The organism is Flavobacterium sp. AK-301 (assembly GCF_058310215.1).
This window is the reverse complement of record NZ_JBZEES010000006.1, coordinates 131019-143869: the sequence shown is the minus strand read 5'-3', so window position 1 is coordinate 143869 and position 12851 is coordinate 131019. Positions and strand designations below refer to the sequence as shown.

Genomic DNA, 12851 nt, shown 5'->3' with positions numbered 1-12851 from the left:
TCTGCAATTACATCAATGATAAACGGTAAAGCTCCTTTGTTCTCATTGAAATACTTATACATACCGTCGCGTCCGCCGTTTTCAATATGGGTAACGGTCTCAGATGCCTGAACAAGGTTTGTAATCTGATTAATGATCTCTGAACTATTTGCGATCTGGTTAATGATATCGGAATTATTAACAATCTCGTTAGCGATCTCTGTACTATTCTTAATGTTGTTAACGACATCTGCAATTACATCAATGATAAATGGTAAAGCTCCTTTGTTCTCATTGAAATACTTATACATACCGTCGCGTCCGCCGTTTTCAATACGGGTAACGGTTTCAGATGCCTGAACAAGATTTGTAATCTGATTAATTACCTCTGAACTATTAACTATTTTGTTGATGATGTCTGAATTATTAACAATAGCATTCCCTATTTCAGTGCTGTTATTAATATTGTTGACTACATCGGCTATTACATCAATGATAAACGGTAAAGCTCCTTTATTCTCATTGAAATACTTATACATACCGTCGCGTCCGCCGTTTTCAATATGGGTAACGGTCTCGGATGCCTGAACGAGGTTTGTAATCTGATTAATGATCTCTGAACTATTTGCGATCTGGTTAATGATATCGGAATTATTAACAATCTCGTTAGCGATCTCTGTACTATTCTTAATGTTGTTAACGACATCTGCAATTACATCAATGATAAACGGTAAAGCTCCTTTATTCTCATTGAAATACTTATACATACCGTCGCGTCCGCCGTTTTCAATATGCGTAACGGTCTCGGATGCCTGAATAAGTTTTATTATCTTATCATTGATTTCTGTACTATTAGTAAGATTAGTAAGTATACTTTCTCTAATATTTACAGTAGTATATTTCTCATTCTCATCAAAATAAACATAATTACCTGATCCATCAGTAGCTGGTTTAATGCTGGTCAATTTTTCCTTAAAATCAACCAATCCTTCTTCCCCTTTAATAACAAGTCTATTCCACTTGTTATTAAACCAATAGTAGTACCCAGGAGAAAGCTCATTAGCAACCGTATTTGTATTAAAAACAAGAAGGCTTGATGCCGGATCGTTTATTGGACTGACACCATTATTAATACTTTCTAACTCAACCCTTGGTATAAGCACACCTTTTTTCACTGGGTTGCTTGGATCCACAGTAACCTCTAACTGCGCTGATTTGTCTGGAGTGATAGTGCCGATACCTACCTGTGAGTAAGCACCGTAACTTCCTAACACTAGAAACAAGGGTAGTAATCTATTTTTCATAAGTCTTAAAATAATAATAATTAATTAAATATTTTTGGATAACCAAAAACGTATTTGGGATTAAACCGTAAATGTTGAATTTTAAAAACTCCTATAGTTTTATATTCTTTAAATATTTTGCTATATTTTCTCAATCTGTCATTTTTAAACAAAACAAACTACTCCTTAACTAATTTGTTCTTAATTTAAAACTTTCCGAAACAAATAATGGGAGAAAAATATCATTCTTGTGATCTGATATTTTTCATCCCTAAAAAACTTAGCATAAAACCAACGGTGCAAAGATACACATGTAAATAAGTTTATTTTAAAAACAGACTACTCAAGTCTACCTGAATATACTCAAGTTTATTATTTCAATCAAAAAGACATATTAAGCACCTCATTATCAGTAGTATTTGATTAAAATACAGTTAGATTTATGTCTTTTTAAATACATTTGTAATCTACAAAAAAGAATCTAGGGTCACATTTTTTTATATTTGACTCCAACAAAGCAGAATTAAGATTATAAAGAAATACAAAATATTACAAATCAACATAATACAAAACACTCCTCGTCTATTAACTATCTTTATTTCAAATTTCTTTATCAAAACACAACACTTTTACAAATTCCAACCCCATATCCTCCTTTCTTCTATAAAGCAACATATTACTTTATTAGCTCAAACAAGAAATAAATAAAGGTTTTTGTTTTGAAAGAATACCCTTTCAAAACAAAAACCTTTTAATAAACTAAGACATTTAAACTAAAGTAACACTAAATAAATATAATTACACACACTATGAAATATTATTTAAATATTCATCATCCATATATTAAGATCTTCTTCCGAAGGTATGTCAAGTTTCTTACGTATTCTGTATTTTTTCCCTTCAACAGCCCTAACAGATATATTAAGATATTGAGCTATCTCTTTTGTAGTAAAATCAAGCTTTAACATAGCGCAAAATTTTAAATCATTTGCTCCAAGAGAAGGACCTAAACGTACGATTTCATCACAAAAATCCGGGTATAACTCCTGAAATTTAATAAAAAAAGAGGGTTCATTATTCACTGCTAACTGTATTACTTCTTCTAAAGATACAGATACAACAGGTGTTTTTATTTCTTTCTTATTATTTACCGCATTTCTCAATTGTTCCTGCTTTTCTCTTAGCAATATTCCTTTGATTTTTCTTCTCATCTCTTCTTTCTTATATTTTATAAAAAAGAAAAGACCAACAATAATTGCCATGATCAATAAAACAATAAAAAGGAGCAGAAGGTAATTAGCAAAATTATTCCCTTTTGTATCCAGCTGCTCTTTTACTTGTATTGAGGATTTTTTAGCAATTTCTTTTTCTAATTTAACTAAACTATCATTTAATAAAACATATTTAATCAAATACTCTTTAGCTTTAATATCACTACCATTAGCATCAAAAGATTTTGATAAATCTCTATATAATTCCTTTAAAATATAGGGCTTATTTATTTTTCTTGCCTTGACAACTGCATCATTAAAATAAAAGACTGATTTATTATATTCTTTATTATCATAAAACAAGTTTCCTAAATCCATTAATGCATTTATTTCCTGAGAGTTAAAATAATTCTCTTCGGTTAAAGTTATTGATTTATTGAGATAATACTCTGCTGAATCTTTTTGTTTTAAAGCAATAAAACTTGCTCCTAAATTAATTGTAGCTAAAGATAAATTTGATTTTTTATCAGGCAAATTATCATCCATCTTATCAAACTCATAATATCCTTTTCTAAAAAAAGAAATTATAGAGTCTACAGATTTATGATTTCTTTTGAGATTAACGGCTATATCTGAATAAATAAGGCCAAGACTTTTATGCCTTGCATTATCATTAAAAAAATTTTCCGCAACAACAAGTCCTTTATTCAGTTCATTCCTTCCTTTATCATAAAAACCCAAAGCGGTATAACTTATAGCCTTTAAACGTATCGCTTCTACTGTATATTTATCATACTCAACTCTTTCCGCAAGTTTCTCAGCCTGTACTGCATAATTTAAAGCTTCTTTATACTTTCCTAACTCATAAGAACCTTTACTTGCTGAAATATACCCGCGAATGGAACCCTCAATATAATTTATTTTTTTTGAATATTTTGAAGCCTCCAAGCTTAAAAAAACAGCATGATTAGGAATACTGTCTCCATAGTTATCTATAATTGACAACAAACAATCTATTTGATTTTTATTGTAACGCTGCGCAAATGTTTTATTTCCTAAAAAGAGAAAACATAAAAAAATAACAAAAATATAATTTTTCATTGAGGATTGATAATTATAATCCAATAACATATTTCGCACCAAAAGATATTTTTTAAGCCTTTATCTTACAAAGATAACTACTTTAGTTTCTACTCACAAATACACGTTAAAGAATAATAGAAATTTAATACACTGAATAACAGTTTATTATAAATGCTGTTTATATAAATCTTTATCTGTTTTAGATTTCTATATAAAATACAAATTTAGACAAAAATACTTAATCTAAGTTTTAAAAACTAAATTAGATTTAGAAAAAAATAATTAGATTTATATTTTAAATTAAAAATAAAGCATTTTAAATAATCACTAATTCTTTAAAACAAAGTAAAAAACATTGTTTTTCTATTCTGTTTCAATCAAACTAAAATATAAATTTATATTTTATTATAAACCCATATCTTCTCTACTCAATAATTAATTTCACTACTCATATAACTTTAAAACATGATAATCAATTAATTAAAAACGAATTTTATTTTAAATCATATCTTCTCTATTATAAAAAAAGCCTGCAAAAATTGCAGGCTTTTTTTATATTTCGATTCTAGAATCAATCATTCATCGAAATCAAAAATTCTTCATTATTTCTTGTTTTCTTAAATCTCTCATTAATGAAGTCCATTGCTTCAACAGGATTCATATCTGCTAAATATTTACGCATAATCCACATACGCTGAATTGTTTTTTCATCCAGTAATAAATCATCTCTCCTAGTACTTGATGAAGTAAGATCAATAGCAGGGAAAATTCGTTTATTCGCAATTTTTCTATCTAACTGTAACTCCATATTTCCAGTTCCTTTAAATTCTTCAAAGATAACTTCATCCATTTTAGAACCGGTATCTGTTAATGCTGTAGCAATAATACTTAATGACCCTCCATTTTCTACATTTCTGGCCGCTCCAAAGAAACGTTTTGGTTTTTGTAATGCATTTGCATCAACACCACCACTCAAAACTTTTCCTGACGCCGGCTGTACCGTATTATAAGCTCTTGCTAAACGAGTAATAGAATCTAACAAAATCACAACATCATGACCACACTCTACTAATCTCTTCGCTTTTTCCAGAACTATATTTGCAATTTTAACATGTTCTTGCGGTTCTCTGTCAAAAGTAGAAGCAATAACTTCTCCTCTGACACTTCTCTGCATATCTGTAACCTCTTCGGGTCTTTCATCAATAAGTAGAACAATAAGATATACTTCAGGATGATTTGCTGCAATAGCATTTGCAATATCCTTCAAAAGCATTGTTTTACCCGTCTTAGGTTGTGCAACCAACATACCTCTCTGTCCTTTACCTATTGGGGAAAACAAATCAATGATACGTGTAGAAATAGTACTGTGCCTACCTCCTATATTAAATTTTTCTGTAGGAAATACAGGAGTTAAATGTTCAAAAGAAACTCTGTCTCTTACAACCTGAGGATCATGCCCATTGATTTTTAACACTCTTACTAACGGAAAATATTTCTCTCCTTCTTTTGGTGGTCTTACAACTCCTTTTACTGTATCACCTGTTTTTAATCCAAATAACCTTATTTGTGAATTTGATAAATAAATATCATCCGGTGATGCTAAATAATTATAATCTGAGGAACGTAAAAAACCGTATCCATCAGGCATCATTTCTAACACTCCTTCACTTTCAATAATACCATCAAATTCAAAATCGGAGTCTCTAAAATTATTTTTATTTTTTGAGTGTTGATTTTGGTTCGGATTGGTTTTTTGATTCGGGTTGATTTTTTGGTTTAGATTAGGTTTCTGATTTGGATTATTATTAGGTTTAACAACTGTTTTAGTGTCCGTTACAGCATCTGTTGTATTTTGACTTTGTGGTTTGATCTCTGAGACTTCCGCTGGATTGTTGTTAGAAGCAACACGAACAACATTATTATTATCCTTACTAAATTTAATTACCTTCTTCTCAGTATTCTTTGCTACAAAAGGTTTTTCTTCCTGTGGTTTTACATCCACTTTTTTCTCGGTTTCTTCTTTAACTTCTGCTACTGAAATCTTCTTTTCAACTTCGGAAGATTTTGGCTTGACAATTGGCTCAGATTCAGTAATTTCAGTTGTTACATCTTTTTTCGGCAAAATCCGGACTCTCTTTGATTTACTGTCACTAGCATTCGTTTCAGCAACCAGAGGAGCTATAATCTCGGGGTTCGCAGCCTGATGATCAAGAATCTGATAAACTAATTCATCTTTCTTTAATCCTCTAAACTTATTAATTTTAGCATTTTTAGCTATTTCTTGAAGCTCAGACAGCTTCATTTCTTTTAATACAGAAATATCAAACATTTATTTAATTTGAATTAATTATTCGGTCAGTAATGCAGTTCGTTAAGTGTGGTGCATTTATTGCTTCTAGATTGCCCGTAGAATGAAGTACTTACGGAATTGTTATGCAATAATACGAATTAATTTTTATGAATCAATAGTATTTTTAAAAAAGAAGCTATATTTTTGTCAAACAAAAGATAAATTACTAATGATACAGAGAATACAAACTATATACTTAATTGTTGCTTTGACAGTGACTGGTATATTACCTTTTATTTTTCCTTTGTGGACTGATCAGAACAATAAAGATTATTATTTTATAAATAATATAGTCTATGTTGTTTTGTTTGGCTTAAGCACAACGTTATCATTATTAGGAATTTTATTTTATAAAAACAGAAAAAATCAATTTGTTATTGGCAGATTGAACATAATATTAAACTTTATTTTACTAGGATTATTTGTTTATCGTTCACTAAATCTATCTGGAGAAGCTACGGTTTCTGAGAAGGGTATTGGGCTTTTTCTTCCTATAGTCTCTATCGTTTTTTTAGCTCTGGCTAATAAAGCCATCAAAAAGGATGAAGATCTTGTAAAATCTGTTGATCGATTGAGATAAACCTTTCTAGTTTATTAGTGCGTGAAAAATCCGAATCATAATGATTCGGATTTTTTTATTATTAATTTTTCACAAACTCAGATATATAATAATAAATATATCTCAAATTCTGAATTTAAATAAATTAAATTCTTTTCTCCATTTCTATAACTTCCAAATTATTAATCTGAATACCATCAATTTCAAATCTTAACATAGTACGTACCTGATGAAAACCATGCTTCCCGGCTGCTCCGGGATTCATATGTAATAAATTATATTTTTTATCATTCATTACTTTTAAAATATGTGAATGTCCACAAATAAAAAGTTTAGGAGGATTGCTTTCGATCTCTTTACGAATTTCAGGATTATATTTACCCGGATATCCTCCTATATGTGTAATCAAGACATCTACTCTTTCACACATAAATCTGTTATTCAGAGGAAACTCCTGCCTTACTTTATAATCATCTATATTACCAAAAACGGCTCTTAACGGCTTTAATTTTTTTATAGTATCTGTTACTGCCAGATCTCCTATATCACCTGCGTGCCAGACTTCGTCTGCCTGATTAACATATTTTAAAATGGCATCATCAATATAACTATGGGTGTCTGAAAGTAAAAGAATCTTCTTCAATGGTTTTCTGTTAAAAGGTTACAAAAATATAAAAGATGTAAAGTTACAAAGTTTTAATACCTTTTATTTGCTATAACAACAGTATATCCTATCTGTTTCAACACCAGCTATATACAACTAAATAAACTATACTTTATCCCTTTTATGGGCTTTGATTATAGCGGTTTCCCGAGTGGCAACGAGAGTATATACTCCGTTAGATGTTAGTTTTGGTTCTGTATTGGGAGTAATTATTGAATTTTTTCTTTTATATAATAATTTCACACGTCACCAATTAAAATGCTTTTCATGGATTAGTTAATACAACATTTTACCTTTTACTTCTCACATTTTATAAATAACGTTTCACGGCTTACGATTTTGCTGTAACTTTGCATACAATAAATGGAAAACAATCTCTTGAGATATTTTATTGAATTTGCATATAACGGAACGCAATATCATGGCTGGCAATATCAGCCTAATGCGATAACTGTTCAGGAAACCATTACAAAAGCACTATCTGTACTATTGGGACAGAATATTGATATTATGGGAGCCGGAAGAACGGATTCAGGGGTACATGCTAAACAAATGTATGCCCACTTTGATATAGATAAAGAACTGGATACGGCTTTTTGGGTTCATAAACTGAATGCCTATTTACCAAAAGATATCGCTATTTATTCTATTATTCCTGTTCATGATGAGGCACATGCCCGTTTTGATGCTGTACGCCGTTCTTATGAGTACCATATTCATTCTTATAAGGATGTATTTGAAAATGAAAACAGCTGGTATTTTCAACAAAAATTAGATATTGATCTGATGAATGAAGTTTCAAAATTATTATTCGATTATACTGATTTCAAATGTTTTTCAAAATCAAATACAGACGTAAATACTTATAACTGTGTTATTTTTGAAGCTTTCTGGAAACAAGATAATCATAAACTTGTTTTTACAATTTCTGCAGACCGATTTTTAAGAAATATGGTCAGAGCAATTGTCGGAACATTAATAAATATTGGTTTACATAAAATAAATAGTACTGATTTTAAAACAATAATAGAAAGTCGGAATCGGGGAAATGCCGGTTTTTCAGTTCCGGCACATGGTTTATATTTAACGAATGTTATTTATCCATATATTAATAATCAGCACTATAACAAGTTATAAATTTTAGGATGAAACTAATAGATAACCGTATTTTTAGAAAAATAATGCTTTTTGCTAAGCCTTATCAGCGCCGTTTTAATGGTGTAATTATTTGGGCTGTCTCTCTTTCTGTATTTGCAGCTTTAAGACCTTATTTACTGAAACAAACTGTTGATGGTTATATTCAAAAAGAGGATTCATACGGATTATTACTGTATATTACTTTAATGGCGGCTGTTTTGTTACTTGAAGTACTTTCTCAATTCTACTTTGTATATTGGGCAAACTGGCTGGGACAGGATATCATTAAGGATTTAAGAATCAAACTTTTTAACCACATGACTAATTTCAAAATGAAATATTTTGATAATGCTCCTGTAGGTCAGTTAGTAACCCGATCTGTATTTGATATAGAATCTATTGCTCGTATTTTCAGCCAGGGGCTGTTTATGATTATCAGTGACCTGCTTAAAATGGTTGTTATCCTGATCTTTATGTTTTATATGAACTGGAAACTAACTTTTATCGTTCTTCTTGCGATGCCTATTCTGGTAATTGCTACACGTGTTTTTCAAATCAAAATGAAATCTGCTTTTGAGGAAGTAAGGGCACAAATAGCTAACCTAAATACATTCGTACAAGAACGTGTTACGGGAATGAAAATCGTTCAGTTATTTTCCAGAGAAGATATTGAATATGAAAAATTTAAAGTAATTAATGATAAGCACAATAAGGCTTGGATGAAAACGGTCTGGTACAACTCTATCTTCTTTCCTATTGCTGATATCGTTTCTTCTTTAACACTTGGTGTTATTGTATGGTATGGTGGTAATAATATTCTGAATGGTGACAACATCACTTCTTTCGGAGATTTGTTTGCCTATACTATGTTAATCAGTATGCTGTTTAACCCTTTACGCCAAATTGCGGATAAATTCAACGAACTACAAATGGGAATGGTAGCCGCTAACCGTGTTTTTGAGATTTTAGACACTGATAATCAAATACAGAATAAAGGAACGATTGAAGCACCTCTGTTTAAAGGAATGATCGAATTTAACGATGTTCATTTTAGTTATATCGAAAATGAAGAAGTTATAAAAGGGATCAATCTAAAGGTAAAACCAGGAGAAACGGTAGCTATTGTGGGGTCGACCGGAGCTGGAAAATCTACCATTATCAACTTGTTGAATCGTTTTTATGAAATAAACAGTGGTACGATCTCAATTGATGATGAAAATATTTCTCATTATACTTTAGACTCTTTACGTAAACAGATTGCAGTCGTTTTACAGGATGTTTTCCTGTTTGCAGATACTATTCTGAATAACATTACGCTTAACAATTCTGATATTACAAAGGAAAAAGTAATAGCTGCTGCAAAAGAAATCGGAATTCATGACTTCATAATGAACTTACCGAATGGATATGATTATAATGTAAAAGAAAGGGGAGCAATGCTGTCTTCTGGTCAGCGTCAGTTAATTGCTTTTTTACGTGCTTATGTGAGTAATCCGAGTATATTAATATTAGATGAGGCAACTTCATCTATTGATTCTTATTCTGAAGAAATGATCCAAAACGCAACTGAATTAATTACGGAAGGACGTACATCGATTGTAATAGCACATCGTCTGGCTACAATTATAAATGCGGATAAAATTGTGGTAATGGATAAAGGACTTATTGTAGAACAGGGAACACATCAGGAACTAGTTCAAAAAGAGGATGGTTTTTACAAAAATCTTTACCAGTCCCAATTTATGATGGAAACTGATAAGGAATAATATTGATTATTTGATAATTAGAAAAGGTCTTTCTGCATTAAACTATATGATTAGTGTAAATTAATAACATTTTATAGGTTATTTCAAATTAACATATTTAAGCATTGGATTCATCCAATAATCGAACTATCCAACAATCCAATAATCAGATAAAGTAAATAAAGACTTCCTGCTTTTAATTAATTAAATATTTCCGTATTTTCGTACTCTGAAAATAAATTTTGTAAATACATTACTATGAAATACGATATCATTGTTTTGGGAAGTGGTCCCGGCGGTTATGTTACTGCTATCAGAGCTTCACAATTAGGTTTTAAAGTTGCAGTTATTGAAAAGGAAAACTTAGGAGGAATCTGCTTAAACTGGGGATGTATTCCAACAAAAGCATTACTAAAAAGTGCTCAGGTATTCGATTATCTAAAACATGCATCAGATTATGGTATAACTGTTAAAGAATTTGATAAAGACTTTAATGCTGTTGTAGCCCGCAGCCGTAGTGTTGCTGAAGGAATGAGCAAAGGGGTTCAGTTCTTAATGAAGAAAAACAAAATTGACGTTATTGATGGTACGGGAAAACTGAAAACCGGAAAAAAAGTTGATGTTACAGCTAAAGACGGAAAAGTGACTGAATACAGTGCAGATCATATTATTATTGCAACAGGAGCACGTTCTCGTGAATTACCTAGTCTACCTCAAGATGGTAAAAAAGTAATCGGATATCGTCAGGCAATGACGTTATCGGAGCAACCTAAGAAAATGATTGTTGTTGGCTCCGGTGCAATCGGAGTTGAGTTTGCTCATTTCTATAATTCAATGGGAACTGAGGTTACTATTGTTGAATTTTTACCGAATATAGTACCTGTTGAAGATGAGGATATTTCTAAACAAATGGAACGTTCTATGAAAAAAGCGGGTATAAAAATCATGACTAATTCTTCTGTTGAAAAGGTAGATACTTCCGGAAGCGGAGTTAAAGCTACTGTAAAGACAGCTAAAGGAGAAGAAGTTATTGAAGCGGATATCCTTCTTTCTGCTGTTGGAATTAAATCTAATATTGAAAATATCGGTTTAGAAGAATTAGGAATTACTACAGATAGAGATAAAATTCTGATAGATGCTTTCTATCAGACCAATGTACCGGGTTATTATGCTATTGGCGATGTTGTTCCAGGTCAAGCTTTAGCACACGTAGCTTCTGCTGAAGGAATCTTATGTGTTGAGAAAATTGCAGGATTACATGTTGAGCCGTTAGATTACGGAAATGTTCCGGGTTGTACTTATGCTACTCCTGAAATTGCTTCTGTTGGTCTAACTGAAAAACAGGCTAAAGAAAAAGGATATGAATTAAAAGTAGGTAAATTTCCGTTCTCTGCTTCGGGAAAAGCAAAAGCTGCAGGTACACCAGACGGTTTTGTTAAAGTAATCTTTGATGCTAAATATGGTGAATGGTTAGGATGTCATATGATTGGTGCTGGTGTTACAGATATGATTGCTGAAGCGGTTGTAGCTAGAAAATTGGAAACAACGGGGCATGAGATCTTAAAATCGATACACCCCCACCCGACTATGAGTGAGGCGGTTATGGAAGCGGTTGCTGATGCTTATGATGAAGTGATTCACTTGTAAAATACAGATAAATAGTTATATTTAATTATTTATCTTCGACTAAAAAGCCGTTTTATTTTATAAAACGGCTTTTTTCATATCTCATATTTTCTAACCTAAATCGAATCATTGGTATAAACCTGCTATTCTTCTATTTTTTATTATTAAAAACACAGACAGACTTGTCTGTATTAATAAAAAAGAATATATTTGTTTAATGAAACATAATTCAGTACAACCAAAACAACGAATTTTAGAAACTGCTTTACGGCTTTTCCATACGCAGGGATATAATGCAACAGGAATCAATCAGATAATTGAAGAGGCTTCTGTCGCTAAAGCAACTCTTTACCAACACTTTAAATCAAAAGAAGAATTAGCTGTTAAATATCTCAATTCCAGACATACTTTCTGGTTCAATCAGCTCAGGTTATTTACTGATAAAGAAAAAAGCCCTCAAAAGAAAATCCTTATGGCATTTGATTTTCTTAAAGAAATGAATGAAAAAGAAAATTTCAGAGGCTGCAGTTTTCTGAATATACTTTCTGAGATACCCAATAATAATCAGATTATTTTAATTGTGATCCAAAATCATAAAAAAGATCTTAGAAACTTTTTTAGAGATATTTTAAAGAATGAAAATGATTTAACAATGGATCATATTTATATCTTATTTGAAAGTGCAATAATAGAAAGTCAACTGTTTAAGGATAACTGGCCTATTGAACAGTCTCAAAAAATAATATATTCTCTAATCAAAAAATAAGCAATATGGAACAGAAACTACCCTTACCACCTTTTACACAGGAAACTGCAATACAAAAAGTACAATTAGCTGAGGATGCCTGGAACAGTCAGGACCCTGTATTAATCTCTAAGGCTTATACAAAAGATAGTGAATGGAGAAATCGTGATGAATTCCTTACCGGTCGTAATGATATAGTTGCATTTTTATCTCAAAAATGGAAAAAGGAACTTAATTATAAATTAAAAAAAGAATACTGGGCACATATAGAGAACCGGATTGCTGTTCGTTTTGAATATGAATACAAAACTGTGAATGGAAACTGGTTCAGGGCTTATGGTAATGAAAATTGGGAATTTGATGTCAATGGTTTAATGCAGAAACGTTATGCTAGTATCAATGATCTCCCTATTAAAGAGGAAGAACGTAAATTTAAATAATAAAATCCGCTATAAAAGCGGATTTTTAT

At 31.1% G+C, this 12851-nt stretch carries 10 protein-coding genes; 6 read left to right on the top strand and 4 right to left on the bottom strand.

The features are described from left to right. The 3 genes from AC4FQX_RS10560 to rho all read right to left on the bottom strand — a co-directional run. Window positions 1–1283 (bottom strand): phage tail-like protein (locus AC4FQX_RS10560; protein WP_491167659.1); only part of this gene is annotated, 1283 nt, incomplete at its 3' end. An 800-nt stretch (window positions 1284–2083) separates the two neighbouring features. Then, window positions 2084–3574 (bottom strand): hypothetical protein, encoded by a 1491-nt coding sequence (locus AC4FQX_RS10555; RefSeq protein ID WP_491167658.1) that lies wholly within the window; start codon window positions 3572–3574, stop codon window positions 2084–2086. Between the two features lie 553 nt (window positions 3575–4127). Then, on the bottom strand, window positions 4128–5885 hold the full coding sequence (gene rho, locus AC4FQX_RS10550) for a transcription termination factor Rho (protein ID WP_491167657.1): 1758 nt from the start codon (window positions 5883–5885) through the stop codon (window positions 4128–4130). A 190-nt stretch (window positions 5886–6075) separates the two neighbouring features. Here rho and AC4FQX_RS10545 point away from each other — a divergent pair, with 190 nt between their 5' ends. Next, the gene (locus AC4FQX_RS10545) at window positions 6076–6486 is read left to right on the top strand and encodes a DUF4293 domain-containing protein (RefSeq protein WP_491167656.1); all 411 of its coding nucleotides are present in this window, start codon (window positions 6076–6078) and stop codon (window positions 6484–6486) included. Between the two features lie 124 nt (window positions 6487–6610). On the opposite strand, the gene AC4FQX_RS10540 is transcribed toward AC4FQX_RS10545, so the two are convergent. Beyond that, window positions 6611–7108, bottom strand: coding sequence for a metallophosphoesterase family protein (locus AC4FQX_RS10540; RefSeq protein ID WP_491167655.1), 498 nt, complete (start codon window positions 7106–7108; stop codon window positions 6611–6613). A 399-nt stretch (window positions 7109–7507) separates the two neighbouring features. On the opposite strand from AC4FQX_RS10540, the gene truA reads away from it, so the two are divergent. The 5 genes from truA (at window position 7508) to AC4FQX_RS10515 (ending at window position 12822) form a co-directional block, all read left to right on the top strand. Further along, entirely contained in the window at window positions 7508–8266 is a 759-nt protein-coding gene (gene truA / locus AC4FQX_RS10535) for a tRNA pseudouridine(38-40) synthase TruA (RefSeq protein WP_491167663.1), read from the top strand. An 8-nt stretch (window positions 8267–8274) separates the two neighbouring features. Next, window positions 8275–10032, top strand: coding sequence for an ABC transporter ATP-binding protein (locus AC4FQX_RS10530; RefSeq protein ID WP_491167654.1), 1758 nt, complete (start codon window positions 8275–8277; stop codon window positions 10030–10032). Between the two features lie 237 nt (window positions 10033–10269). Next, complete coding sequence (lpdA, locus tag AC4FQX_RS10525) at window positions 10270–11658, top strand: dihydrolipoyl dehydrogenase (protein ID WP_491167653.1); 1389 nt, start codon at window positions 10270–10272, stop codon at window positions 11656–11658. A 196-nt stretch (window positions 11659–11854) separates the two neighbouring features. After that, a complete protein-coding gene (locus AC4FQX_RS10520; RefSeq protein WP_491167652.1) occupies window positions 11855–12403 on the top strand; it encodes a TetR/AcrR family transcriptional regulator in 549 nt (182 codons plus the stop codon). A gap of 5 nt (window positions 12404–12408) precedes the next feature. Next, window positions 12409–12822, top strand: a complete 414-nt coding sequence (locus tag AC4FQX_RS10515) for a DUF1348 family protein (protein WP_491167651.1) — start codon at window positions 12409–12411, stop codon at window positions 12820–12822. The last annotated feature ends 29 nt before the right edge of the window (window positions 12823–12851 follow it).

Coding starts and splice junctions, on each gene's coding strand:
- AC4FQX_RS10530 (WP_491167654.1), top strand. CDS start 8,275: ATGAAACTAATAGATAACCGTATTTTTAGAAAAATAATGCTTTTTGCT.
- AC4FQX_RS10545 (WP_491167656.1), top strand. CDS start 6,076: ATGATACAGAGAATACAAACTATATACTTAATTGTTGCTTTGACAGTG.
- AC4FQX_RS10520 (WP_491167652.1), top strand. CDS start 11,855: ATGAAACATAATTCAGTACAACCAAAACAACGAATTTTAGAAACTGCT.
- AC4FQX_RS10515 (WP_491167651.1), top strand. CDS start 12,409: ATGGAACAGAAACTACCCTTACCACCTTTTACACAGGAAACTGCAATA.
- rho (WP_491167657.1), bottom strand. CDS start 5,885: ATGTTTGATATTTCTGTATTAAAAGAAATGAAGCTGTCTGAGCTTCAA.
- lpdA (WP_491167653.1), top strand. CDS start 10,270: ATGAAATACGATATCATTGTTTTGGGAAGTGGTCCCGGCGGTTATGTT.
- AC4FQX_RS10555 (WP_491167658.1), bottom strand. CDS start 3,574: ATGAAAAATTATATTTTTGTTATTTTTTTATGTTTTCTCTTTTTAGGA.